Origin of the sequence: Paenibacillus jepli (assembly GCF_047238105.1) — a bacterium.
In the GTDB taxonomy this organism is placed as follows: domain Bacteria; phylum Bacillota; class Bacilli; order Paenibacillales; family Paenibacillaceae; genus Paenibacillus_D.
In genome coordinates this window covers 4,281,555-4,307,110 of sequence record NZ_JBDFMD010000001.1, presented here as the reverse complement: position 1 = coordinate 4,307,110, position 25,556 = coordinate 4,281,555, and the positions used below count along the sequence as shown (strand labels likewise).

The following is a 25,556-nucleotide window of genomic DNA, read 5'->3' as shown; positions in this document are numbered from 1 at the left end:
ACCTTCCCACGCTCCAATGCTACTTTCTAGATCTACAGGTGCGCACTGAGCCACCTTCCCACGCTCCAAGCCGCAACTGCGATGACATCGCCCACCTCTGCCACTGCAACGACCCTTTCTGCCGCTACTGCGATGACATCGCCGACCTCTGCCACTGCAACGACCCTTTCTGCCGCTACTGCGGCGTCATCGCCGACCTCTGCCACTGCAACGACCCTTTCTGCCGCTACTGCGGCGTCATCGCCGACCTCTGCCACTGCAACGACCCTTTCTGCCGCTGCTGCGACGATTTCCCCCGACCTCTGCCATTGCAACGACCCTTTCTGCCGCTACTGCGATGACATCGCCGACCTCTGCCATTGCAACGACCCTTTCTGCCGCTACTACGATGACATCGCCCACCTCTGCCACTGCAACGACCCTTTCTGCCGCTACTGCGATGACATCGCCGACCTCTGCCACTGCAACGACCCTTTCTGCCGCTACTGCGGCGTCATCGCCGACCTCTGCCACTGCAACGACACTTTCTGCCGCTACTGCGGCGTCATCGCCGACCTCTGCCACTGCAACGACCCTTTCTGCCGCTGCTGCGACGACTTCCCCCGACCTCTGCCACTGCAACGACCCTTTCTGCCGCTACTGCGATGACATCGCCGACCTCTGCCACTGCAACGACCCTTTCTGCCGCTACTGCGGCGTCATCGCCGACCTCTGCCACTGCAACGACCCTTTCTGCCGCTACTGCGGCGTCATCGCCGACCTCTGCCACTGCAACGACCCTTTCTGCCGCTCCTGCGATGACTTCCCCCACCTCTGCCACTGCAACGACCTTTTCTGCCGCTGCTGCGACGACTTCCACCACCTCGACGACTGCAACGACCCTTTCAGCCGCTCCTGCGATGACTTCCCCTACCTCGACGACTGCAACGACCCTTTCTGCCGCTCCTACGATGACATCGCCGACCTCTGCCACTGCAACGACCCTTTCTGCCGCTGCTGCGACGACTTCCCCCACCCCGACGACTGCAACGACCCTTTCTGCCGCTGCTGCGACGATTTGCCCCACCTCGACGACTGCAACGACCCTTTCTGCCGCTGCTGCGATGACTTCCCCTACCTCGACGACTGCAACGACCCTTTCTGCCGCTCCTGCGATGACTTCCCCCACCTCTGCCACTGCAACGACCCTTTCTGCCGCTCCTGCGATGACTTCCCCCACCTCTGCCACTGCAACGACCTTTTCTGCCGCTCCTGCGGCGTCCACTCGGCGCAACAAAAGAGGACTCTCCCGCAGGTCAGTATGACCGCAGCGAGAAAGTCCTCTCTAGTAAAGATGAACGCAGGTTGAGCCTATTGCAGGTGACGACCGGCACAGGCCGGCATGACCGGTCCCTAGGAGTCCAAGAAAATCAGGTCGTAGAGGTGGCGCCACGTCTCCCATTTCCAGACGTCCGTGCTGTCGCCTTCGCCAAGCATCACATAGCCCAGAAAAGCGCCGCCGACCAAGGCCAGCAGCAGCAGCAGCGGAACGATGCTCTTGCGCAAAATCCAAAGCACGATGCGCACGATAAGAGGAAGCCGCTTGTGAGCTTTCTCCTCGGATGAGGATTGGCGGGCGGCCCCGGTCTCTTCCTGTTCTGCGGACAGCTCGCCAGCCGACTCGTCTCCGGGCCGCCGGCGTCTCAGCCGGTCCGCATCCTCCGGACGGCGCCCGGCATCAGCCGAGCTGCGCCGCCCTTCATGACTTTCCCTGTTCATCTAGTATCCTTCCCCATCTCATCAGGCACGCAGACTGTTGGCCAGTCCCATCATTGTATCGCTGGAAGTCAGCGCCCGCGCACTCATTTGATAGGCCCGCTGAACAATCATTAACTCCGACATCTCATGACTCAGGTTAACATTCGATTGCTCCAGAAATCCTTGCAGTAAGGCAATCCGGTTGATCTCATCCGGTACCACGGCGCGCACCACATCGTCGACGTCCAATCCGTCAGCGACGACGAACAGATTGTCCGCTGTGGGCGACAACACGCCAGGCTTCATGGGCTGCACTAATTTTACCTGTCCCAGCGGGATTGTGTCAAATCCGTCTGCCGAGACGCCCAGAACCCGGCCGTCTTCCTCGATCCGAATCTCATAGCCGTCAGGCACTTCAATCCGTTCTTCGACTATCGCACCATCGGCATTCACCCGCTGCACGACGAGCGGATAGCCTTCCTTGGTCGCCAGGATCGGCGTGCCGTCCTGGTCCAGCACCAGCTGGAAAGCGCCGTTGCGCGTATAGGCGCGAGTTCCCGCTTCGTCGGTGATCACCTCAAACAGCGCATCGCCCTGGATGGCGATATCGTAAGGGTTGTCCGACTTTTGGACCGGTCCTTGGGTCATGTCCGGCTGGATCATCGTCAGTCGCGAGCCCCAGCCCTGATTGAAGCCGAGCGGCGTCAGACGGACCGGCTGCTCGAACGCTTCGCCCTGCTGCTTGATATTGGTGAGCAGATCCTCGAATGTCGCATCTTTACGCTTGTAGCCCACCGTATTGACGTTGGCGATATTATCGGCCAGCAGATCCAGCTTCTGCTGCAAGCCGTTCATCGATACCATAGCATTAATCATTGAGCTGTTCATGTGCTACCTCCCTGATGGCTTGGTTCATAGCGGCGCAAACCTTGCGGTTATACCCGTCCTACTTCCGTCACGGCCTTCTCCAGACTGCGGTCATAATACTGCACGACCTTCTGATTGGCCTCGTAGGCGCGGAGCGCCCCCATGATGTCGACCATCGATTGGCCGGGATCGACGTTGGAGCGTTCGATGAAGCCCTGGCGGACTTCATAGCGATCGCCCGCTCCGATCGGCTGGGCCAGGGCAGGATCGCCATCCAGCCGGAACTTGCTGTTGCCTTCCCGGACGAGCTGGTTCGGATTCTCGATCCGAGTGATCAGCAGCTGGGCTCCGGTATCATCGCCGGTCAGCGAGTCGACGAAGCGCTGGTCGGCGGTCAGCGTCAGCTGATCGATCGACAGGTTCGGGCCGAACTGGATCGGCGCATTGCCCGCCCCCAGTACGAGGGAGCCGTCGCTGGACACCAGGAATCCCGCATCATTCAAGGTGAATTTGCCGTCGCGCGTGTAACGGAGCTCTCCGTTCGCATCCTGGAGCGTAAAGAACGCCTGCGGCTGGAACGTCACCTCGCCGTTCGGTCCGACGTACTTGCCGGAGGCGTCAAAAGCCATGCCCGGCACCGCCAGATCCGAGACGATCGCGAAGTCCGATGCCCGGTACGTCTCCGACATATCGCCCTGCAGATGAATCGAGAGACTCTCTTCGGCGAATACGCCGGTATTGATCGTGCCGATCTGCTTCGGCTGTTCCCCTTCGATGCCGGTCAGCGAGATCAGCATATCCGGGAACGAACGTCCGATGGCATTGACCTGCTTGAAGCCCGGCGTATTGATGTTGGAGATATTGTTCGTCACGGTATCATGACGGCGCTGCTGGGTCATCATCCCGGCAGCCGCCGTGTATAGTCCTCTTAACATGGGTTGCACCTCCGGCTTGTCCACTCTTGCCCGTGCAAACCGCACAGACACTACTCCCTATTGTATCGGCATCTGCATGGCAAAAGATTAGCCCAGGGTTTATTTGTTCTAACAGCATGGATCCGGCAAGCATGCCTTGATGTACATTGGGTAGAGCAGGCACCTACTGCTGGAGCTCAATCGTATGGCTCCAAGCCTCGGCTCACCACGGCTCACTACCCCCACAAGTGCAAAAGTCAGACTGCAGACCGGAGAGCGGCGTGGCCCAGCGGCGCAGGCGCAGCAAACAGGAGAAGCACTCCCAAGCATGCCGAAGGAAACCATTATCCGACTGCATGCAAGATTCGATGTCGAGTTCAATTCTAAGGAGTTGCTTCGTGGTCAAAAGCGGACTTTGAACTTCCTTAGCCCAGTTTTTTGGCTACGCGGTCGAGGTTGTCCAGCATGATCCCCGACCCCTTCACCACGCAGTGGATCGGGTCGTCGGCGACCAGCACCGGCACCTTCAGCTCCTCGGCGAGCAGCGTGTCCAGGCCGCGCAGCAGCGCACCGCCGCCGGTGAGGATCACCCCGCGGTCGATGATGTCGGCCGACAGCTCGGGCGGCGTCTGCTCCAGCACCGACTTGGCCGTCTGGACGATCGACGTGACCGAGTCCCACAGCGCTTCTCTGACCTCATCCGAGTGGATCGTCACCGTCAGCGGCAGTCCCGAGACCATATCGCGTCCGCGGATATCGATCTCGTCCTTCTGGCCGTCATTGTATACTTTGCCGATCTTCATCTTGATGTCTTCGCTTGTCCGCTCGCCGATCATCAGTTTGTACTTCGACTTGATGAACTTCATGATCGCTTCGTCGAACTTGTCCCCTGCGATCTTGATCGAAGAGGCGGTGACGACGTCGCCCATCGAGAGCACAGCGACATCTGTCGTCCCGCCGCCGATATCGACGACCATGTTGCCACTGGGCTGGAAGATATCCATTCCAGCCCCGATGGCAGCAGCCTTCGCTTCCTCCTCCAGATAGACGTCTCTCGCCCCGCTGCGTTCGGCTGCCTGTCGTATCGCCTTCTGCTCCACGGAAGTGATATTGGTCGGCGCGCAGATGAGGATGCGGGGACGGCTATACCAGGTCCGTCCGCCGATCCGTTCGATGAACGCTTTCAGCATAATCTCAGTAATTTCAAAATCGGCAATAACCCCGTCTTTCATCGGACGGATCGCGATGATATTGCCGGGCGTTCGGCCAACCATCCGGCGCGCTTCTTCACCTACTGCGAGCACCCGTTTTGTATCGCTTTCGATCGCGACGACCGAAGGCTCATCCAGGACAACGCCTCTCCCTTTGACGTGAATCGATACATTCGCAGTGCCCAGGTCAATTCCAATATCCTTGCTAAACATAAGGCTTAAGTCCCCCACCATCTTAAGATTCGGTCAATTGGGCATGTTATCCCATCCTGGAAGTTATTTCGATGCCAAGAGGCGAAAATCCTCTATTTTTGTTGAAAATCGATCAGATTTTTGCAGCAGCCATTACTTCCCTCTTTTTGCCGGTCGTTTTCTTGTATTTGATCTTCGTTGCTTCCCCTCCCCTCAAGTGACGGATGGACTTGTGATATTCGAGAATGTGCTTGACTTGATCGGCCAGGTCCGGATTTATCTCTGGCAGCCGCTCGGTCAGATCCTTATGCACCGTGCTTTTGGAAACCCCGAATTCCTTGGCGATCGTCCGTACCGTATGCTTGGTTTCCACGATGCAGCGGCCGATTTTTATCGTTCTTTCCTTGATGTAATCGTGCACGTTCCCGCCTCCCCTACTCGAGATAGTTTGGTACAGTATATGAGGGGAGCGGGTAGATATTCTCTATAGCCAAGCCTGACAAGCTAATTCGTACAATTATTTTCATTTTCACGCCTTCCGGGCGGCTCCAAAAGCCTTGCAGCAGGAGGTGGACAGGCTGCAGCTAGGGGCGGACGCAAGCAAGCGGCAGAGGCTGAGCCTCTGCCGCTTGCTTTGCTGTGCGTCGTCTTTATTCGGGCATCAGGATCTGGGGATTGATCGCTTCGCCGTTCTGGCGGATCTCGAAATGGAGATGGTTGCCCAGATCCTTCTCAAGCTCGTTGCGACCCGATTTGGCGATAATCGTTCCCTGCTTTACTTCATCGCCCGTTTTGACATTCACGTCGCTCAGTCCCTGATAGATCGTCACGATGCTCTCGGGATGCGAGATTTCGACGACAAAGCCGTTTGTCGGATGCTGCTCGACATGGCTGACCTTGCCGCTCATCGCGGCCAGCACCTCGAAAGGCTGCTCGTCCGGACTTGTGAAGTCGATGCCCATATGGGCGGTGAATGTGTTGCCGACCTGTACGACTGCCGCCTGACGCTCTTCATTGGAAGCGTCTGCTTCATAGAAAGGCGTCGCAATGACCAACTCTTCCATATTGAGTACAGGCCATTGCATCGTTTCATTGCCAGCCAGCACTTCGAGCGTCTCTTCGTCGATCTGTCCCGGCTGCTCTGCGATCTCGCTGCCTTCTGTGATCTCTTGGCCAGGCTCGGTGCTGTCTGTTACCTCTAGTTGTCCCGTCCCCTGGTAGAGCCACATTAAGGTTACGATGATTGCTGCCGCCGCCATGAAAGCTGCTGGGGAAAACCATTTTTTCGCAAGCAGCCGCCTCCACGAAGTTGCGCTGGCAGTCGAACCTCCCGGTGTCGTTTTGGGAGATTCCTGATCCTTTGGATTGGTTTTGTTTTCTTCATTCATCTTCCATCACCTCACTAGCCATTGTTGCCAGAAGCTAGCCGTTTATACGTGAGGCGATTGCTAATTTTATAGATTCTCCGGCGTCAGAATTCCGCTGGTAGCTTTGAAGCTTGCTCGATAGTGACGCCGGTATAGTAGTGTCGCAGGATATCCTGGGCTTGCGAGCCCGCCTTGGCCATCCCGTTGGCGCCCCATTGACTCATGCCGACACCGTGCCCATAACCATAAGTCGTGAAATGAATCTCGCCGTTCTCTACCGTCCATGTGAACTGGCTGGAGGCCAGTCCCAGACGCTCTCTCACCTGGCGCCCGGAGAACGTCTGGCCGCCGATCGCGATCGACTTGATCCGGTTGCCGTCGCTATGCTCGAGCACCTGCATCGTCTGCTCCGCACCCTTCTTCACACCGAGCTTGCTGCGAAATTCCTTCAAAGATAGAGTTACAGACTGCTCGAAACGGGGCGAGAGCGCCTCGTCCCAAGGACTCGGAACGCTGCGCAGGTAGGGGAGACTGAGCGTCCAGTAGTCTTCTGAATTCTCGGTATAACCATTGCTGGTAGAGAAAAATGACGCTTCGATCGGCTTGCCTTTGTAAGTCATGATGAGTCCCCGCGTCTCCTCCACCGCTCTTGTGAGCCTGGCCAGCGCCTGGGCCGACTCTTCCTCCGGCCAGCGCCCGCTCAGCTTGGTGAGCGGGACATAGACCTGATGGGCGACCGTATCGCTCACATCGCCGCCCCCTGCTCCCTTGGCCCCGCCTGCGGCCAATTGCTTGATGATATACGTGCGGGCCGCGATCGCCTGCGCCTTGAGCGCCTCCAGCTCAAAGTCCGCCGGCATCTCCCCTGCCAATACTCCGCGTACATACAGCTCCAACGGCACCTTCTCCATCCGCGACTCTTCCTGCAAAAAGACCTGGACCTGCAGCTGGTCCAGCACCCCGCTCTGCTGCGCCAAGGCGGCCTCGGCTTCCGCCAGCTCCGCTGCCGGGTCCCCTCCCGGATCCACTGTCGCAGGCGGGGGCGGCTCCATGTTCGTCTGCGACATCTGCCCCTCTACCACTGGGCCCTCCCCGTGGACCGCATTCGTCGGCGCGGAAGGCCGCAGAGCCAATCCCAGGACCAGCACCAGCAGCGCCGTGACGGCTGCCGCTCCCGCCGACCATCTGCCTAATCTCGAACCTAGTAGAATACGCATGCCCTTCTCCCTTCCTTATTCGGAAGACAACGAAGCAGCGCTGCAGCCGCTCGGGCTGGCGCTTGCGCTCAGGTTGTCCATACTCCAGTCTATGGACAGGGTTGCTAGATTAGAACGAGGAATCAGGAGCGGCGAGGCTGGTGCGGCTGCTGTAAGGGAGAAAAGGTTCGTTGCAGCGGGCGGCGGGGCTGGCGGAATAAAAATGCGGCAGGCCTGTTCGTCTCAGGCCCGCCGCTAGACAGTTAACTATGTAAGGGCGACTCAAGCCGCTCTTCAAAACGCCCGTGAAGCGATGGAGAGAACCGGAGTACGCAAGCTTCCATCTTCTCAACGCTGAACGCAGTCTTTCTCGTGCTTTAAGCCCAGGTAGCCTGCGCTTTGAGCATGGCCACTTCCTTCTCGCGTTTGCTGTTGTCGGCCGTTTTGGCAGAAGCGGCAATCACAGGCTTCTTGTCGGCATCGCTGCTGATGTCGCTGAGGATGTTGGCGACCGCTTCTTCCATCACATCCGTCTCAGGCTCTGCTCCGATACGGTTGATATCGGCACCAAGGCCGGCCAGCTTCTCGGTCAGCTTGACATAGCCGCGATCGACGTGATGGATGCCTGTCACCTCAGATTCGCCTTCCGCCCGGAGAGCGGCGCAGATCAGTGCAGCGCCTGCCCGCAAGTCGGTCGCGCACACCTTGGCACCTACCAGCTGTGTACCGCCGCTGACGATGGCCGTCCGGCCCTCGACCTTGATCTGGGCCTGCAGCTTGGTGAACTCCTCGACATGCATGAAGCGGTTCTCGAATACCGTCTCCGTCACCACACTGGTCCCCTCGGATACCATCAGGAGCGCCATCATCTGCGACTGCATGTCGGTCGGGAAGCCCGGGTAAGGCAACGTCTTGACATCCACCGACTTGAGCGGATGCTCGGCACGGACGCGGACTCCGTTCTCATCTTCGAGGATCGTCACGCCCATCTCTTGCATCTTGGAGATCACCGGCGCCAGATGGTCGGCGATCGCGCCCTCGACATAGACGTCGCCGCCGGTGATGGCAGCTGCGATCATGTAGGTGCCGGCTTCGACACGGTCGGGAATGACCGTATGATCCGCGCCATGGAGCTCCTGCACACCTTCGATCCGGATCATGCCGGTACCGGCGCCGCGCACGATCGCGCCCATGCTGTTCAGATAGTTGGCCAGATCGACAATCTCCGGCTCCTTGGCCGCGTTCTCGATCGTCGTCGTCCCTTCGGCCAGAGCAGCTGCCATCATGATATTCTGGGTAGCGCCGACGCTGGCCACATCCAGATAGATCTTGGCCCCGCGCAGCCTGCCTTCGGTCCTGGCTTCGATGTAGCCGTGACCGAGGTTAATATCCGCCCCCATCGCTTCGAAGCCTTTGAGATGCTGGTCGATCGGTCTAGTACCGATGGCACAGCCCCCCGGCAGCGAGATGCGTGCACAGCCCTTGCGGGCCAGCAGCGGGCCCATGACGAGGAATGAGGCGCGCATCTTGCGGACAAGCTCGTAAGGCGCTTCGTGGGAGCTCAGCTCCCGGGCATCGATATGCATCGTTTCGGATTCATTATGATAAGTCAGGTTTGCGCCCAGACAAGCAAGCACCTTGTGTATATTCATGACATCATCCAGCAGCGGTACGTCACGGATCACGCTTTCTCCCTTGGCGGCCAGCAAAGAGGCGGCCAGGATCGGCAGTACAGAATTTTTTGCGCCGCTTACTTTTACGGTTCCTGATAGTCTATGCCCACCGCGGACGACTATTTTACTCATTGATTATTCCCCCCGCGCGCTGTCAAAGCAAAATTCACACAACAAACTCAATCATACCATTTCTTAACTCAGGTCGACAAGCGCTTTTTAGTTTGTACAAGCCCTGCTTCATTTCGACATCGTTCGACAGGTCCTGCAATCGTTCTAGTCTTTTCTGAAAGGCCGTTCTGCCTGTTCCGTCATGTATTACCCATTGTTGACCTTTTTAACGCATGTTATTCGACAATCCACCGCAGCATCCGGGTCCACTCCATATAGTCGACGATGAAACGGGCAAGCCCGTGACCGAGCACCACAGCAAGCAGCAATTGCAGCATGCGAGCTTGTGGACCGCGAGGGTACTTGACCCATTTGTCGAGGTTGATGCCCTGGACGACATACCAGGCGAATGTAATGCTGAGCAGTGCGATCGTCAGCGACAACAATCCGTCAAATCCCACCGAAGTTGAGTTCATGGCAGAGATCCTCCGATTTTCTTATATAGTTGGCCGACCTCAGTTATGAAGATAGGGTTCGATGAAGCAAGGCTGCAAACTCGGCCCTGCTGGCTGGTTGCTGCGGATGGAACGTGTCCCCCGGAAATCCGGTAATCCAGCCGGCCTGCTTGAGTGCCGTCAAGGTCGGAGCCGACCAGTGACCGGCCTCCACATCTGTGAACGGTCGGTTCGCAGAATGAACGGCCTGCAGCCCCAGCGCTGCCCGGAGCATCGCCGCCATCTCTGATCGGGTTACCGGCTGCTCGGGGCGAAACGTACCGCCGGGATATCCGGATACCCAGCCGCCGCCGGCTGCCGAGACGATCGCCGTATATGCCCAATGACTGCCGGTGACATCGGCAAATGCCACCGGCTTCTTGCCGTCGGAAGGCTTGTACGCCCGCACCAGCATAGCTACCGCTTCGGCTCGGCTTACGCGCTCTGAAGGGTTGAACCGATCGTCTCCGTAGCCGCTGACGATCCCCCGCTCACGAAGCGAGACGATGGCGGATGCGGCCCAGTGATCCTTGATGTCGCGGAACCCGCCGATCAATTCGTCCTGTTCTGCTCTGAATCGGTAATATTGATGATTGAATGCGGCATCTGCAGAAATTTTAATGTAATACTGTCCGGCTTGCAGCTTCTGCTCCATGGTCAGCGACTGCCGCTGCTCCCCGGACTGCGAGCTGGCGATCAGCTGCTGCGTCCGGTCATACACATCCATCCGCATGGAGCGGCTGGCCGGGATATCCTCCAGCCTCAGCTGCAGGATGCTGTCCGCCGCCAGCCGGACCTGGAACCAGTCCTCGTCCGCTGCCTTGTGGATCACGCCCACGTAATCCGTACCCGGACGGATCGTCGTCGCCTCATAGGCCCGATTATTGGGTTCGTTGGGATCGTCGTACTCCGTCAGATAGTCGAAGGTCAGCGTGTATGTCCCGACGACCGGACTCGCCTCGGCCGCGGCCGCGTTATTGATCCGGAAATAATATTTGCCGGGCGTAATCGTCAGTGACGGCGACTGTTCGTCCTGTCCGTCGCCGTGCTCGTCGATCACCAGCAGCGGATCCCCCGCCCGCTGGATGGCCAGCCGCGGATCGATGCGTACCGTATCCGTGGAGACGCCCAGCTTCAGCTTGCCCCCCTGGGTGAAGGTGACCGCAAACCAGTCATTGTCTCCCGTCTGATGGAAGTTGCCGGTGAGAATCTGGCTTTGCGGCACCAGCGTATAAGCCTGATAGCTTTTGTCGTTCACTTCGTAGGCGTCCGGATTCATCCGGAATCCCGCAGTAATCAGGTAAGGCAGCTTCCGGGAAGAGCCGCCGTCCTCCAGCCTCAGCTGTATATAGTTTTTCCCTTTTCGAGCAGGAAATTCGACACTTTTGGTACCAATCTTGATCCGTTCGTCGCCTTGCAGTCTCTCGCCGTCGTGATGGCTCACGGCAACCGGCGCGATCGGCTCGTCAGGTGAGTTCAGCCCCTGGAACAAGATCGACAGCTTGCCGTCATAAGGGGCTTCGACGACATACCAGTCCCGGTCGGCGCCAGTATCCAGGACCCCGCTGAGCTGCGTGTGCAGCGGGAAGCGATAGGCTTGGGACTGGTTGTCATTGGGCTCGGCAGGATCGGCGTTATAACGGATCGTCATCGCCCGGTCCGCCTGCAGCAGCCCGTAGCCGGTTGCCTGGTCCCAGCCCGGGGGGCCGATATCCTTGGCCGACTGGCGGAGCAGCAGCCGCAGCTGGTACGGCTTCAGCTCGGGATATTTGGCCCAGAGCAAGGCCGCCACTCCCGCTGCCTGCGGAGCGGCCAGCGAGGTACCTTCATCATGCTTGTAGCTGCCGCCCAGCTTGGTCGTGTAGACCCGCCACGGCGCCGCGATATCGATCTCGGGTCCGGGATTGGACCGGCGCTCTGCCTGGTTCTCAGGTGTCGCTCCGCCCACCGCCAGCACGGTCGGATAGGCGGCTGGATACTTGACCTCGGCCTTCTCGCCGAGGATAAGCCCGTCATTGCCAGCCGCGCCAACCAACAGCACGCCTTGTCTCTCGGCATAAGAGACGATATCGCTCATATACGGCGAGTACCGGTACAGACCGACGGACAGCACGACGATCTTGGCGCCATGGCGCACAGCGTGCAGGATCCCTTCGCCGAGCCGGTCCTCTTCGCTATAGCCTTCGTAATCCAACGCCTTGATCGGCATGATACGGGCCTGGTGCAGGATGCCGGCGATGCCTTCGCCGTTCTGGCCCGACGCCGCCAACACACCCGCCACGCCGGTTCCGTGGCCGTTATCATCCTGGGGCGGCGCCCCCGGCTTGATGAGGTTGATCCCTTCCGTCAGGTTGCCGACCAGATCGGGATGCTGCAGATCAACGCCTGTGTCGACGATCGCTATCGTCAGATCCGAGCGCGTATACCCGCTTTCCCAGACCGGCTTGATCCGGATCTGATCGAGATAGAGCTGTTTCGACAGCTCGGGATCGCTGGCAGCCGGCACCGCCAATGTGCGCACCCGTCCATTGGGGTGCACATACTCCACTTCCGGCAGTGCGCGCAGCTCCTCCAGCCACTGCTCCAGGTCCGCCCCCGGTTCAGGGCGGACCACATCGACCGCCGCCTCGTGCTGGCGGCGGATCCGCTCGGTCCCGCGCAGCTCGATAGCGCGCGCGGGATCACGCCATTTGAGGAGCCAGCTGTCCGGCTCCTCGGCAGCGTAGCCGTCCGCGAGACTGCGGACGGCGACTTCGGCAGCCGGCGCCCCTGCAGGCAGATGCAGGGGCAGGCCGAGCAGCAGCGCCGCGAGCGCGCACAGCAGCATGCGGCGCCACAGGCGCAGCCTGGCCGCGCTGCGGCCGGGCTGCGCAGCGGTCGCGCCGAGCGGCCCGACCGAGCCGCGGGAGCCGGCCGTGTCGGCCCGTTCGGCCGGGTCATGGGAGCCGGTCGCGTCGGCATTCGTTATGCTGGCCGCCTCCCCGGGCGGCTGTTTGCGTTCCTTTATCAGTATGGTCATAGATTCGTTAAACCCTTTATGTATTTTTGATTCGCATCGTACGGGTAGTCAGACGACTGTTCCATGGTATCGTGTGGCCGGTGCAGCAGGGCAACTTGACATAAGTGAGCGGCAACGACTTACTATGACGGTTGTCCATATCTATAAAATGGGGAGTTGTTCCGGTGATCAGTATATAGATTTCGTCAAGATATAAATATTTCTATACCCATGCTGAATTTTCCTTTTTATCGACAAAGATTGGGACTTATTGCCTATGAATAACGTCGAAAATTCAACCTTCCGATACTGGCATCGCTTACAATTTGCCAACCACCCAACCTCTTCCCCATATGTGAAGACACGCTTGCATCTAGGGTTAGCTCCCAAATGTACGCCGAATATCGGGCTCGTAACATCAAAAGTACAATTATCCAAGCTTCAATCCCCTTTTATATCCAATTATCTGCAATATTAACTGCACTTTCAGGCTGCCCTCAATACCCGTCCTGGCGATCAAGGTGACTCGGCTTCGCCTATGATTTTTGCAAAGCAAAACAGGCTTCATAAGCACACGGCGCATTTAGTTTCATGCCGGAGAAATACAAGCCGAAGTAGATAGGAGAAGCATATACTTGTATTCCAAGAGAAGAGCGCTCTAAGCATCAAAATGGTGCATGCAGCCTTGCCCCGAACATCGGCTGACCGCTCTAAGTACCAAAATGGAGCTTACAGCACCGACCCGAGTCCTCTAAGCACCAAAATGGCGCTTGGAGCGGCGCTCCGGGCGCTGGCCAACCGGTCTAAGCACTAAAATGGAGCTTACAGCCCCTCTTCGCACGCCGTTCGACCTTTTTAAGGCCCGTACCTCGCAGCTCCACCAGCCTCGCCGCACGCTCCAACGAACCTTTTCTCCCTTACAGCAACTCCACCAGCTTCGCCGCACGCTCCAACGAACCTTTTCTCCCTTACAGCAACTCCACCAACCTCGCCGCACGCTCCAACGAACCTTTTCTCCCTTACAGCAACTCCACCAGCCTCGCCGCACGCTCCAACGAACCTTTTCTCCCTTACAGCAACTACACCAGCTTCGTTTAGCTCTGCGGACACCAGATCCGTTGTGTCGGTTTTGGACCTCCGTCCGATAACGGTTCCTCTGTCCGTAATTAAGATGCAATTTTGCAAGGTGAAACGGCTGTCGCCGTCTTTTGGCGGCGCAGTTAGTTTCATTCCGGAGAAATACAAGCCAAGTAGATAGGAGAATCATATACTTTCTAGTATTTTAAGGTGAAACGGCTATCGCCGTCCTTGGCGGCGTAGCGCGTTTCATTCCGGAGATTGGTGCGACGCTGCAAGCAAGTATAACGCTTGCAGCGTCGCACCTTTATAAGCTGATTTATAGATGAAACATACGCTTAGAATTAAAAAAAGACCGCCGCAGCGGTCTTCTCCCTAATGTTAGCCCAGTGTTGCCTTGAGCATCCAGATGGTCTTCTCGATCGATTCCGTGCGGCCGATCAGCATGTCGGCAGTCGGCTCATCGCCGGCTTCCTCCGCCAGCTCCGCCCCGGACTTGCACTCTTCCGCCAGCACAGTATAGTCATCGATGATCGCCTGGACCATCGCATTGGCATCTTTTTCACGGCCGGTAGCTTCTTTGATGGAGGAAAGCGACAGCTGTTCCTTCAAGGTAGACACCGGTTTGCCGCCGATCGTCAGGACACGCTCAGCCAGCTCGTCCATAATCAGCGTAGCCTCATCGTAGAGTTCTTCGAATTTGGCATGCAGGGAGAAGAAGTTCGGTCCTTTGACATACCAGTGAAAATGATGGAGCTTCATGTACATGACACTCCAGTTGGCCACCTGCTTGTTCAGATGATCGATCACTTCCGAAGCTTGTGATTTCTTGGTCGGTGCTTTCGTTGCCATTCCAATCGCTCTCCTTTATCCTTCTGTATTGACAAGTACAGGTGCTGTTCCTTATCTATCGGAATATTACCCCTGCACACAACTGCTCAAACAGTCACGACTAGGATGCGGAAACGGCGCCCGCTTTATGCATACTGTCTAATGGACAAGGGCTTCATCCAGCTAGCTGAAGCATCTGCCCGCTCACCCTTTACGCGCTTGATAGATCTTCTGGCTGGCGTCCAGCTCACGGTAATTCTGGCGGTGATGCGAGAGCATCAGCGACTCTTTGCTGCCGAGCGCCAGGATCCCCTCAGGGGCCAACGACTCGAAGAACAGATCGTGAACCCGCGACTGCAGCTCCAGATCAAAATAGATCATCACATTGCGGCAAATAATGACATGGAACTCATTAAATGATCGGTCCGTTACCAGGTTGTGATAGACGAACAGGGTATTGCTGACAAGCTCCGGGTTGAAATGGGCATTCACCTGATCGCTGTCATAATAGGAAGAGAACTCGCGCATGCCGCCCGAACGAATATAATTGGTCGTATACGCTTGCATCCGATTGAGCGGAAAGGCCCCGATCCGCGCACGCTCGAGCATCGTCTCATTAATATCCGTAGCATAGATCTGCGTCTTGGCGAGCAGCCCCTCTTCTTCGAGGAGAATCGCCATCGAATAGACCTCCTCCCCGCTGGAGCAGCCGGCATGCCAGATGCGGACCTCAGGGAGCCGTCTCAACTGCGGGATGACCTTGGCACGGAACGAGTGGAAAAATAATGGGTCCCGGAACATCTCGGTCACCGGAATCGAAAAATCATGGATCAGCCGCTGCGCCGTCTCCGGATCGTGCAGCGCCCGCTCGAGCAGCGCCGAAATCGTCGGCAGCCGCTCGGCACTGAGTCTGATCTTGACGCGGCGGGCGACAGAGCTGCGGACATAATTGCGATAATCATAGCCGTACATCCGGTACAAGCCTTCCAACAGCAGGTCGAGCTCCAGCTGCTCCAGTCTGGTGCTGCCAGATTCGCCCGGCGGCGGCTGGACAGGAGGCTTCCGATCGTTCATCGGCCGGCCTGCTTGGACAACCAGACTCGGATCATCGACATCAGTCGTCTGAGATCGACCGGCTTGCTGATATAATCGGAGGCTCCCGCCTCCAGACAACGGTCGCGGTCCTCCTTCATCGCTTTGGCGGTCAGGGCAATGACCGGCAGCTTCGCGTGCTCAGGCATGCTGCGGATGCGGCGAATCGCGGTGTAACCGTCCATCACCGGCATCATAATGTCCATCAGCACAAGTGCGATGCCACTCTCCTGCTCCAGGACCTCCAATGCCTCTTCGCCGTTGCGGGCGGCATGAATCTGCAGTCCTTCCCGTTCCAGCGAATTGGTCAAGGCAAAGATGTTGCGTTCGTCATCGTCCACGATCAGCACTTGAAGTCCTTGGATCGCCGGCGGTTCGGCTTCCGTCTCGGCCGACTCCGCCTCGGCAGTCTGCTGGTGCGGAAGGTTGTCCTCGTCATCGCTGTTGCCTTGTCTTGCCGCTGCAGCATTCGACTGAGCCGATACCAACTGATCGCCCGCATTCGGCCGGTACCCCTCAAAGCCCGGTTCCATGCTAGGTATATATACAGTGAAGACACTGCCTACCCCTTGCTCGCTCTCGAGCGTCAGGCTGCCGCCGAGCAAGCCTGTCAACTCCCGACAGATTGAGAGTCCCAGGCCCGTGCCGCCGAACTTGCGGCTGGTCGTGCCATCGGCCTGCTGGAAAGCCTCGAAGATCATCGCCTGCTTGTCCTTCGGAATACCGATACCGGTATCGGCAACGCTAAGCGCCAGCACATTCGCTTCCGTCCGCGACGGGACATGCTCCCGGATCTCCGCTTCGGAGGCCTTGCGGGCGGCGAAGGTGACGGAGCCCTGCTCGGTGAACTTGAAGGCATTGGACAACAGATTCTTCATAATCTGATGCAGCCGCTTACTATCCGTATAGAAGATATCGTCCGTGTCCGGGGACACTTCGATATGGAAGTCCAGCCCCTTCTGCTCCGAGGTCTTCTCGAACTGGTGCATCAGGAGCGAGGTCAGCTCCGTCACACTCATCTCTTCCATCACGATATCCAGCTTCCCGGCTTCGACTTTGGAGAGATCGAGAATGTCATTGATCAGGTTGAGCAGATCCTCGCCTGCGGAATGGATCACCCCGGCGTATTTCTGCTCATCTGAATCGAGATTCCCTTGTTGATTCTCCGCCAGGATCTGGGAAAGGATGAGCATGCTGTTGAGCGGCGTCCTCAGCTCATGCGAGATATTGGCCAGAAACTCGGATTTGTAGCGGGAGCTCTGCCTTAGCTGCTCTGCATTTTCTTCGAGAGCTTGGCTGATCTTCTCCAGCTCCTCTGACTTGAGCTCGGCGAGCCGGTTCTGCTCCTCCAGCTGCTCGTTGGTTACTCGCATCTCCTCCTGCTGCGCCTGGAGCTCCTCTGACTGGGACTGCAGCTCTTCGGTCAGCGTCTGCGAGTCCTGCAGCAGCTCTTCGATCTCCTGGCGGCTGGCCGCGCTGTTGATGATGGCGCCGAACGACTCCATCGTCTTGACGAGCAGCTCGCGCTCCTGATCGCTGAACGGGACGAAGGAAGCCAGCTCGACGACAGCGACTACCTCGTTCTCGAAGCTCGACGGCACGACGATCAGATGCTGCGGCTGCGATTCACCCAGACCGGAGCTGATATGATAATAATGAGAAGGAACATCGCTCATCTGGAAGACCCGGTTGTCCTGGGCTGACTGGCCGACCAGCCCCTCGCCGAGTGTGAAGGAGAGATGCTCATTGGTCCCCGCAGGGATCGCATATGAAGCCTGTCGGACCATCCTTTCTTCGCCGTGCTTGTTGCGCTTGCGCAAATATAACACGCCGTAAGCTGCATCCAGTAGCTCCGCGAGCCGGTTCACGAACGATCGCGATAGTCCGCCGATATCCGTCTCGCTCTGATGCTCGCTGATCAGCTCCGTGATCTTCGTCTGCAGCCATTGCGATTGCTCCACGGTATCCAGCAGCGTATTCGTAGAATTAGCCAGCTCGTAGATCTCATCTCTCGTCTTGACGGTGATGCGCTGGCTCATGTCGCCTTCAGGCGAGGCCATCAGCCGAATCGCGCTGTTGATATCGCGGACGGCGCGGACGATGCTGCCAGACACGGTGAACGCGATCGACAGCGCGATACCCGCTACCAGTAACAGTGAGCTATACAGAATGATCTGCAGCCACATATTCTGCTGCTTTAGACTTTCCGTCCGCTCAGTTGTGAGAGCTCGCTCTTCCGCCCGGAAACTGCTGAATTTCTCGCGTGACTGATCGACGATCCGTTTGCCGGGATCCGTGATGAAGAAGCTTGCCACACCTTCTTCATTGCGCTGCTCCTTCATCGCAATACTGGGATCGCCGACAGTACTGATCCACTCGATGAACGCCGCTCTGATCGCTTCCAGCGTGATCTGCTGCTTCTCGTTGTCTCCTACGAGTGAATGCAGCAGGTTGTAGTCCTGCTCCCAGTTGGATTTGGAACGGTTATAAGGCTCCAGATAGCTGATCCTGCCGGTTATTATATACCCGCGCTGTCCGGTTTCGAGATTGAGCAAATGCCGCTCCAGCCGATTAGTCAGGTCATGGACCTCGATATCATGATCGGCGACGAACTCGATCTCCTTTTGCAGAGCGGTCAACTGCCCGCCGACGACGAGTATGGCGATCGTCAGGAACAGGATGACCACGGTATAGCCCATTATTATTTTTGAACGGATACCCCATTTCATTCTCTTGAACATGTGTCTTTTTACCGTCCTTTACAAGGTGAAATGGCTTCGCCGTCCTTTAGCGGCTCAGCAAAAATTCGCTTGGATAATATAAAAAAACCACCTCTTCTAGCTTATCTTTTATCCAAACGATAGGCAACCCTTCCATATAAAAAGTCGAGCCGCGCAATAGCTTGCCGCAGGCTCGACTAACAAGAACAGGCGCGCTCAGCGTCTCCTGGCTTCAGTCAGCTGGAACTGACTCACCAGCTGCTGCAAAAACGCCGTAATCGCCTCCACATGATGCGAGGTATGCCTCACCCCGTCGAACTCCTGGATCAGCTCCTGCACTTTGCCCTCTACTTCTGTTGAAATGGTCCGGTTTTCCATACTGACCGCAGCGATCTTTTCCATCAGTCTGACGACTTCGTCGATCACTTGGTTCTTTTGCAGATCTTCTTCCTTGGCGCTGTTCAGCAGATCCGAAGCAGCGGCGACGAGTGCCGTCCCTTCGCTAACCACGAGCGTCCCTTCCTCCATCGAAGTGAATGCCTGCTGGGCATTGGCATGGATGTTCTGGACGATGCCATGCACTTCCTCCGTCGACTCCCGCGTCATATCCGCGAGCTTGCGGATCTCCGAAGCAACGACGGCAAAGCCGCGGCCATGCTCTCCTACCCGGGCAGCTTCGATCGATGCATTGAGCGCCAGCAGATGGGTCTGCGCAGAGATCTGTTCGATGACGCTGAGCACGCTGCGAATTTCCTGCGTTGTATCCATAAATGCCCGGATCGTACCGTTGGTTTCCTCGACCTTGGCAGAGATCTGCTGCATCTTGCCGCCGATCCGGTCCACCTCGCCCTGGGCTACTGCAATCTGCTCCGACGCCTGGTGCTCGAGCTCGCGCAGCGTCTCCCGCATCTGGGCTGCAGCGTCCTTGGCGTGATCGATATCTCTCAGCTGGCGCCGGATGCTCCGGATCATATCATGGACACGGGTACTCACCCGCTCGGTCGATTCAGCCGTCGTACCTGTCGATTCATTGAGCTCATGCTGGCTGGACATGACATCCTTGGCCGCCAGCTTAACCTGAAGCATGATGCCTTCGAGGGAGTCGATCATATTATTGATCCATTTGGCGAGCTCGCGGATCTCGTCATTGTCGAAATCCTTGGTCGAGAGCCGCTGCGTCAGATCGCCCTGACCTTCCGCATTGATCCGGATGAACCGGTTGATCTGCTGCAGATGACGGACGACACGTCCGCTGCCTCTGGACTGGATCACGGGTATGCCGATCCCTCCGGCCAGCAGCATCACAGCAGCCGTAGCCGCAGCCAGCCAGCCTGCAGGGAGCAGCGAAGAGAGGAACAACACCAGGAGCCCACTGAGCAGACTCAGTCCGAGCAGCAAGCCCATGTTCATCTTGAATTGCTGCCAATCAATGCCTCGCAGCCGGTAGACCTCCTCCAGATCGCCTTCGCACATCATGCCCCACACATCGGGACAATGAGGCAACTGGAAGGTGACCCCCTTCCCGATGACCGGGATATGACGATAATCGGAATAACCGGGGAACTCAACGAACAGGTTGCTGCCGTTTTTAATCGTATTGGCCACACCGGGATGAAGCTCTCCAGTCGCCGGGTCGGTGAACAGAATCTCCAGCTCCGTATGTTCCTTCACCGATACGACGCCCCAATCCGTCGTTACGCCGTCTTTGAGGTTCTCGCCATGGGTAAAGGTATGGTCCTCAAAGCGGCTGCGGGAGAGCGCGGTACCCGGTACGATATGAGTGTTCAACTGAGGTCTGGCCATAAAAATGTAATTGTCGCCGGAGTCGGGATAGACATGTCCGGATTCGCGCTGGATGAGATCGCCCAGTACGTCGTTGGGAACGCGTCCGCAGATCGCCCCGCGGCATGCCCCCTCCTCCACCAGGGGAAGAATAAACTGCAGCGTCATCTTGTCATGGAAAGCGGAGGAGCGCGCGCCGATCGTCTCCGTCAATGGATCCGGATAGGGCCCGAACAGACATTTGCGGCCGCCGCGTTCCTTTGCATATGCCAGCCCCCTAGCAATGGGACTGGCATCACCGTGTATTTGACCGATATGCTCGGCATACGTGGAGCTGACCACACGTCCCGCAGGATCGAGCACAAATATCTCGGTGAAATCGGCGGCTCGGGTGTAGGTCGTGAGGAGTTGTTGAAGAAAAGATGACGACTCCGCTGTGTGCAGCTTGTCTTTCAGTTGATAGCCGAGGCGATCCAAGTGCCCCCAGTATTCTTCCGTCCAGGAGATCAACAGGTTTTTACGCGTATCCGCGAAGCCCTCGAACACATTCTCAACATCTGCTTTGCTGTGGCGGTTTAATCGGTAGGACCACCAGAGCGGAAGCCCCTTCTTGAACCCTAACCAGTCGAACATCTGCATCCCCACCCTTAATCATTGTGTTATCTCTATGTTCGTTAATATAACACAATTAATAGGAACATGGGACTATAAAACCAGATATTTTGGGTAAAAAGCCGAAAGTTCTAACTTTTATACGCAATCATTTCCATATTTATATCGCATTCCGAACTATTATGATCATTCTAGGTCTCGGGAACCAGCGTCATCGACAAAGAAACAGGCCCGCCGCTCAAGGCGGGAGCCTGTTTCTCCATGAATTCTAGAATCCCTTTTTGACTTCGAGACGATTGATCGCACGTTGCAGCGACAACTCGGCGCGCTTGCGGTCGACATCGCTGCCTTTGCCGGTCAGACGCTGCTCGGCGCGCTGCCTGGCCGCCTGCGCCCGTTCAGGATCGATATCGCCAGAGAGCTCAGCGCTCTCAGCCAGCACGACAACCTTATCCTTGCGCACCTCGACGAAGCCGCCGTTGACTGCGACGACAGTCTCTTCGTTGCCCTTCTTGATCCGCAGCGGACCAATCTGGAGCGGCGTGACGAGCGGGATGTGACCTGGCATGATGCCCAGCTCTCCCTGCAGTCCGCGTACGATAACCATATTGACATCCTGGGCATATACCTTGCGCTCAGGCGTTACGATTTCCAATAGAAAGGTACTCATGTGAAATCCCCCTGCCTTTTCGCTTTACAGAACTGCCTCTTACAGCGTTTTGGCTTTTTCCACGGCCTCTTCGATTGTGCCTACATACATGAACGCTGCTTCAGGCAGCTCATCATGCTTGCCGTCGAGGATCTCCTTGAAGCTGCGAACCGTATCTTGGACAGCTACATATTTGCCTTTGATGCCTGTGAACTGCTCCGCAACGTGGAATGGCTGGGACAGGAAGCGCTGAATCTTACGTGCACGCGAAACTGTCACTTTATCTTCCTCGGACAGCTCGTCCATACCCAGGATGGCGATGATATCCTGAAGCTCTTTGTAGCGCTGCAGCAGACGCTTCACGCCTTGCGCTACATCGTAGTGCTCTTGGCCGATAACTTCAGGTGCCAGAATCCGGGAAGAAGATGCCAGCGGGTCAACCGCAGGGAAGATCCCCATCTCGGAAATTTTACGCTCCAGGTTCGTCGTTGCGTCCAAGTGGGCAAACGTTGTTGCAGGAGCCGGATCCGTATAGTCATCCGCAGGCACGTAGATCGCCTGGATCGATGTAACGGAGCCTTTTTTGGTTGAAGTGATCCGCTCTTGCAGCTGACCCATCTCGGTGGCCAGCGTCGGCTGGTAACCTACCGCAGACGGCATACGGCCGAGCAATGCGGATACTTCGGAGCCCGCTTGCGTGAAGCGGAAGATGTTGTCGACGAACAGCAGTACGTCGCGGCCTTCTTCGTCGCGGAAGTATTCTGCCATGGTCAGACCTGTCAGGGCTACCCGCTGACGCGCGCCCGGCGGCTCGTTCATCTGACCGAATACCATCGCGGTCTTCGGCAATACGCCGGCGTCTTTCATCTCATGGTACAAGTCGTTGCCTTCACGTGTGCGCTCGCCTACGCCAGCGAATACGGAGATCCCGCCATGCTCCTGGGCGATGTTGTTGATCAGTTCCTGGATCGTTACGGTCTTGCCTACGCCCGCACCGCCGAACAGACCGATCTTGCCGCCCTTGGCATAAGGAGCCAGCAGGTCGATAACCTTGATGCCGGTCTCGAGAATCTCTGCTTGGGTGGACAATTCGTCAAATGCCGGGGCCGGACGGTGGATCGGCAGATTGATCTCCGATACCGCTTCACCCGCTTGGTCGATGGGCTCGCCCAATACGTTAAAGATACGGCCCAATGTAGGCGCGCCTACTGGTACAGTAATAGGCGCACCGGTGTCGATAACTTCAGAGCCGCGGACCAGTCCGTCCGTGGAGCTCATCGCAACCGCTCTGACCATGTTATCGCCGAGGTGGACCGCCACTTCGAGCGTCAGGTCGATGTCTTTACCGGTAGCACCGCCGTCATATTTGATCTTGATGGCATTCAAGATCTCAGGCAGTTGTCCGCGTTCGAATGCCACGTCGACAACAGGACCCATGACGGATACAACGCGTCCTTTTTTCATGTTTTTCCCTCCTGGTTCCTTCTATGTTCAATCCGTTTCCTAGGATTGGGCGTTTGCACCAGCCACAATCTCGGAGATTTCTTGCGTGATCGAAGCCTGACGCGCACGGTTGTACGTGAGTGTCAGTCCGGAGATCATCTTCGATGCGTTCGTGGACGCACTGCCCATCGCCGTCATCTTCGCGCCGAACTCACTTGCCTTGCCGTCAAGCAGCGCACTGAAGATCAGTGTCTCTGCATACTTGGGCAGCAGCACCTCAAGCACACCTTCCGGCGAAGGCTCATATTCGTAGCTGGCCACAGTTGCTTCTCCGCCTACATCCTCCAGCGGCAGCAAGCGTTTCTCAGTCGGAACCTGTGACATCGCATTGACGAATTGGTTGTAGAACAGGTTCAGCTCGTCATAGACGCCATCCTCGTACTTCTTGACCGCCGTATAAGCGATCGACTTGATGTCCGCAAATGTCGGCATATCCGGCAATCCGGTAATCTCCTCCATCACTCGCATATTGCGTCTGCGGAAGTAATCCCGGCCTTTGCGTCCGATGACGAACAGCTCATACTCATCCTGCGACTTATGCCGCGCCAGGATCGTCTGCGTCACCTTGCGAAGAACGTTCGCATTGTAGCCGCCGGCCAGTCCCTTATCCGAGGTGATAACCAGATAGCCGACTTTTTTGATCGGACGCGTCTCCAGCATCGGATGCTTGACATCCTTGGTACCGGCTGCGATGCTGGCGACCACTTCTTTCAGCTTATCCGCATAAGGACGAGCCGCTTCGGCAGCCTCCTGCGCACGTCTCAGTTTGGCAGCAGCCACCATTTCCATCGCCTTGGTGATCTGCTTCATGTTCTGTACGCTTTTGATCTGGCGCTTGATATCGCGCATGCCTTTAGCCAATCGTTTCACCCGCCTTTGTTGCTATAGAGCGCCCCGTTGCCTGAAGGTTCGAGACCTTCAAGGCGAAGGTGCTCCTAAGCCTGGTGTTGGTTCTTGTATAGGGAGCCCTCCTCCGGCCGCGCCGGGGAGGGGAAGCTGTATCGTCTGTAATACTGGTTAACCGAAGCTGCGCTTGAATTTGTTGATCGCATCCACCAGAGCCGTCTCGTTATCGGACGTAATCTCCTTGGTGTCGCGGATCGAGGTCAGCACTTCCGGCTGATTGGATTCGAGATAGGCGTGGAACTCGCTCTCGAAGCGCAGGATCGCATCGACAGCGATGTCGTCAAGATGACCCTTGACGGCAGCAAAGATACTGACGACCTGCTTCTCTACCGGCATCGGCTGGTTGACGCCTTGCTTGAGGATCTCGAGCGTGCGCGCACCGCGGTTCAGACGAGCGACGGTGGACTTGTCCAGGTCGGAGCCGAACTGGGAGAATGCCGCCAGCTCGCGGTAAGCCGCTAGGTCCAGACGCAGGGTGCCGGCAACCTTCTTCATCGCTTTGATCTGTGCAGAGCCGCCTACCCGGGATACCGAGATACCGACGTTAACCGCTGGACGCTGACCGGAGTTGAAGAGATCCGACTCCAGGAAGATCTGGCCATCGGTGATGGAGATGACGTTGGTCGGAATATAAGCCGATACGTCGGATGCCTGCGTCTCAATAAACGGCAGAGCCGTCAGGGAGCCGCCGCCCATCGCATCACTCAGCTTGGCAGCGCGCTCCAGCAAGCGGGAGTGCAGGTAGAAGACGTCGCCCGGATATGCCTCGCGGCCCGGAGGACGACGCAGGAGCAAGGAAAGCTCGCGGTATGCGGAAGCTTGCTTGGTCAAGTCATCATAGATAACGAGTACATGCTCGCCTTTGTACATGAAGTATTCACCCATCGCACAACCGGCGTAAGGCGCCAGGAAGAGGAGCGGGGATGGTTCGGAAGCAGCAGCGGTAACGACGATCGTATAATCCATTGCGCCATGACGACGCAGGGTTTCTACTACATTGGCTACCGTAGATTGCTTCTGACCGATGGCAACATAGATACATTTCATGCCGTTGCCTTTTTGGTTGATGATCGTATCGATAGCGATCGCTGTCTTACCCGTCTGACGGTCACCGATGATAAGCTCGCGCTGACCGCGGCCGATCGGCACCATCGCGTCGATCGCCTTGATCCCGGTCTGCATCGGCTCGTGAACCGACTTACGGTCGATAACGCCGGGAGCCGGAGATTCGATCGGGCGCGTAGCCGTGGTTACGATCTCGCCTTTGCCGTCCAGCGGCTGGCCGAGCGGGTTGACAACGCGCCCCAGCAGCGCCTCGCCTACGGGCACTTCCATGATGCGTCCTGTACGCTTGACCTGGTCTCCTTCACGAATGTCGGTATATGGACCAAGGATTACGACACCGACGTTGTTCTCCTCCAGGTTGAGCGCCATGCCCACCACGCCGTTGGCGAACTCGAGCAGTTCTCCGGCCATCGCGTTCTCGAGGCCATGCACACGGGCGATCCCGTCACCGACGTTGATGACCGTACCGACATCAACGACTTGGATATCGGATTTATATTGTTCGATCTGCTGTTTAATCAGCGTACTGATTTCATCAGGTCTGATACTCAATTCGTTC

The 25,556-nt window shown here is 57.3% G+C and carries 21 protein-coding genes; all 21 read right to left on the bottom strand.

Going from position 1 to position 25,556, the window contains the following annotated elements; all coding sequences use genetic code 11:
- Positions 1–32: 32 nt before the first annotated feature.
- The 21 genes from ABC336_RS18685 to atpA all read right to left on the bottom strand — a co-directional run bounded on the left by ABC336_RS18685 (position 33) and on the right by atpA (position 25,549).
- Positions 33–257, bottom strand: coding sequence for a hypothetical protein (locus ABC336_RS18685; RefSeq protein ID WP_413240074.1), 225 nt, complete (start codon positions 255–257; stop codon positions 33–35).
- Positions 238–564: a hypothetical protein gene (locus tag ABC336_RS18680; protein WP_413240073.1), complete on the bottom strand. Its 327-nt coding sequence runs from the start codon at positions 562–564 to the stop codon at positions 238–240. Before ABC336_RS18680 ends, ABC336_RS18685 begins: the two co-directional genes overlap by 20 nt.
- Complete coding sequence (locus tag ABC336_RS18675; RefSeq protein WP_413240072.1) at positions 545–1,276, bottom strand: hypothetical protein; 732 nt, start codon at positions 1,274–1,276, stop codon at positions 545–547. The genes ABC336_RS18680 and ABC336_RS18675 overlap by 20 nt, the downstream gene beginning before the upstream one ends.
- A 116-nt stretch (positions 1,277–1,392) precedes the next feature.
- Positions 1,393–1,758: a DNA-directed RNA polymerase subunit beta gene (locus ABC336_RS18670; RefSeq protein WP_413240071.1), complete on the bottom strand. Its 366-nt coding sequence runs from the start codon at positions 1,756–1,758 to the stop codon at positions 1,393–1,395.
- A 21-nt stretch (positions 1,759–1,779) separates the two neighbouring features.
- Positions 1,780–2,625: a flagellar hook-basal body protein gene (locus ABC336_RS18665; protein ID WP_413240070.1), complete on the bottom strand. Its 846-nt coding sequence runs from the start codon at positions 2,623–2,625 to the stop codon at positions 1,780–1,782.
- A gap of 47 nt (positions 2,626–2,672) precedes the next feature.
- The gene (locus ABC336_RS18660; RefSeq protein ID WP_413240069.1) at positions 2,673–3,539 is read right to left on the bottom strand and encodes a flagellar hook-basal body protein; all 867 of its coding nucleotides are present in this window, start codon (positions 3,537–3,539) and stop codon (positions 2,673–2,675) included.
- A 404-nt stretch (positions 3,540–3,943) separates the two neighbouring features.
- Complete coding sequence (gene mreB, locus ABC336_RS18655; protein WP_413240068.1) at positions 3,944–4,942, bottom strand: rod shape-determining protein; 999 nt, start codon at positions 4,940–4,942, stop codon at positions 3,944–3,946.
- 112 nt (positions 4,943–5,054) lie between these two features.
- The gene (gene spoIIID / locus ABC336_RS18650; protein ID WP_413240067.1) at positions 5,055–5,342 is read right to left on the bottom strand and encodes a sporulation transcriptional regulator SpoIIID; all 288 of its coding nucleotides are present in this window, start codon (positions 5,340–5,342) and stop codon (positions 5,055–5,057) included.
- A 229-nt stretch (positions 5,343–5,571) separates the two neighbouring features.
- A complete protein-coding gene (locus ABC336_RS18645) occupies positions 5,572–6,309 on the bottom strand; it encodes a peptidoglycan DD-metalloendopeptidase family protein (RefSeq protein ID WP_413240066.1) in 738 nt (245 codons plus the stop codon).
- An 83-nt stretch (positions 6,310–6,392) separates the two neighbouring features.
- Positions 6,393–7,505 carry a stage II sporulation protein D gene (gene spoIID, locus ABC336_RS18640; protein ID WP_413240065.1) on the bottom strand — a complete coding sequence of 371 codons (1,113 nt, stop codon included), beginning with the start codon at positions 7,503–7,505 and terminating at the stop codon, positions 6,393–6,395.
- 356 nt (positions 7,506–7,861) lie between these two features.
- Positions 7,862–9,289 carry a UDP-N-acetylglucosamine 1-carboxyvinyltransferase gene (gene murA, locus ABC336_RS18635; RefSeq protein ID WP_413240064.1) on the bottom strand — a complete coding sequence of 476 codons (1,428 nt, stop codon included), beginning with the start codon at positions 9,287–9,289 and terminating at the stop codon, positions 7,862–7,864.
- 215 nt (positions 9,290–9,504) lie between these two features.
- Positions 9,505–9,744 carry a DUF1146 domain-containing protein gene (locus tag ABC336_RS18630; RefSeq protein ID WP_413240063.1) on the bottom strand — a complete coding sequence of 80 codons (240 nt, stop codon included), beginning with the start codon at positions 9,742–9,744 and terminating at the stop codon, positions 9,505–9,507.
- 43 nt (positions 9,745–9,787) lie between these two features.
- Complete coding sequence (locus ABC336_RS18625; protein WP_413240062.1) at positions 9,788–12,781, bottom strand: S8 family serine peptidase; 2,994 nt, start codon at positions 12,779–12,781, stop codon at positions 9,788–9,790.
- 1,437 nt (positions 12,782–14,218) lie between these two features.
- The gene (locus ABC336_RS18620) at positions 14,219–14,689 is read right to left on the bottom strand and encodes a Dps family protein (protein ID WP_413240061.1); all 471 of its coding nucleotides are present in this window, start codon (positions 14,687–14,689) and stop codon (positions 14,219–14,221) included.
- 183 nt (positions 14,690–14,872) lie between these two features.
- Positions 14,873–15,742, bottom strand: coding sequence for a CheR family methyltransferase (locus ABC336_RS18615; RefSeq protein ID WP_413240060.1), 870 nt, complete (start codon positions 15,740–15,742; stop codon positions 14,873–14,875).
- Entirely contained in the window at positions 15,739–18,501 is a 2,763-nt protein-coding gene (locus tag ABC336_RS18610; protein ID WP_413240059.1) for a CHASE3 domain-containing protein, read from the bottom strand. The genes ABC336_RS18615 and ABC336_RS18610 overlap by 4 nt, the downstream gene beginning before the upstream one ends.
- A 195-nt stretch (positions 18,502–18,696) precedes the next feature.
- Positions 18,697–20,895 (bottom strand): methyl-accepting chemotaxis protein, encoded by a 2,199-nt coding sequence (locus ABC336_RS18605; protein ID WP_413240058.1) that lies wholly within the window; start codon positions 20,893–20,895, stop codon positions 18,697–18,699.
- Positions 20,896–21,142: 247 nt separating this feature from the next.
- On the bottom strand, positions 21,143–21,544 hold the full coding sequence (locus tag ABC336_RS18600) for a F0F1 ATP synthase subunit epsilon (RefSeq protein WP_413240057.1): 402 nt from the start codon (positions 21,542–21,544) through the stop codon (positions 21,143–21,145).
- A 39-nt stretch (positions 21,545–21,583) separates the two neighbouring features.
- Positions 21,584–22,987, bottom strand: coding sequence for a F0F1 ATP synthase subunit beta (gene atpD / locus ABC336_RS18595; RefSeq protein ID WP_413240056.1), 1,404 nt, complete (start codon positions 22,985–22,987; stop codon positions 21,584–21,586).
- A 39-nt stretch (positions 22,988–23,026) separates the two neighbouring features.
- Positions 23,027–23,887 carry an ATP synthase F1 subunit gamma gene (gene atpG / locus ABC336_RS18590; protein WP_413240055.1) on the bottom strand — a complete coding sequence of 287 codons (861 nt, stop codon included), beginning with the start codon at positions 23,885–23,887 and terminating at the stop codon, positions 23,027–23,029.
- 156 nt (positions 23,888–24,043) lie between these two features.
- Positions 24,044–25,549: a F0F1 ATP synthase subunit alpha gene (atpA, locus tag ABC336_RS18585; RefSeq protein ID WP_413240054.1), complete on the bottom strand. Its 1,506-nt coding sequence runs from the start codon at positions 25,547–25,549 to the stop codon at positions 24,044–24,046.
- Positions 25,550–25,556: the final 7 nt, after the last annotated feature.

Coding starts and splice junctions, on each gene's coding strand:
- ABC336_RS18600 (WP_413240057.1), bottom strand. CDS start 21,544: ATGAGTACCTTTCTATTGGAAATCGTAACGCCTGAGCGCAAGGTATAT.
- ABC336_RS18670 (WP_413240071.1), bottom strand. CDS start 1,758: ATGAACAGGGAAAGTCATGAAGGGCGGCGCAGCTCGGCTGATGCCGGG.
- atpD (WP_413240056.1), bottom strand. CDS start 22,987: ATGAAAAAAGGACGCGTTGTATCCGTCATGGGTCCTGTTGTCGACGTG.
- ABC336_RS18630 (WP_413240063.1), bottom strand. CDS start 9,744: ATGAACTCAACTTCGGTGGGATTTGACGGATTGTTGTCGCTGACGATC.
- ABC336_RS18645 (WP_413240066.1), bottom strand. CDS start 6,309: ATGAATGAAGAAAACAAAACCAATCCAAAGGATCAGGAATCTCCCAAA.
- ABC336_RS18665 (WP_413240070.1), bottom strand. CDS start 2,625: ATGAACAGCTCAATGATTAATGCTATGGTATCGATGAACGGCTTGCAG.
- ABC336_RS18615 (WP_413240060.1), bottom strand. CDS start 15,742: ATGAACGATCGGAAGCCTCCTGTCCAGCCGCCGCCGGGCGAATCTGGC.
- ABC336_RS18625 (WP_413240062.1), bottom strand. CDS start 12,781: ATGACCATACTGATAAAGGAACGCAAACAGCCGCCCGGGGAGGCGGCC.
- ABC336_RS18605 (WP_413240058.1), bottom strand. CDS start 20,895: ATGTTCGACTGGTTAGGGTTCAAGAAGGGGCTTCCGCTCTGGTGGTCC.
- spoIID (WP_413240065.1), bottom strand. CDS start 7,505: ATGCGTATTCTACTAGGTTCGAGATTAGGCAGATGGTCGGCGGGAGCG.
- ABC336_RS18610 (WP_413240059.1), bottom strand. CDS start 18,501: ATGTTCAAGAGAATGAAATGGGGTATCCGTTCAAAAATAATAATGGGC.
- murA (WP_413240064.1), bottom strand. CDS start 9,289: ATGAGTAAAATAGTCGTCCGCGGTGGGCATAGACTATCAGGAACCGTA.
- ABC336_RS18660 (WP_413240069.1), bottom strand. CDS start 3,539: ATGTTAAGAGGACTATACACGGCGGCTGCCGGGATGATGACCCAGCAG.
- mreB (WP_413240068.1), bottom strand. CDS start 4,942: ATGTTTAGCAAGGATATTGGAATTGACCTGGGCACTGCGAATGTATCG.
- ABC336_RS18620 (WP_413240061.1), bottom strand. CDS start 14,689: ATGGCAACGAAAGCACCGACCAAGAAATCACAAGCTTCGGAAGTGATC.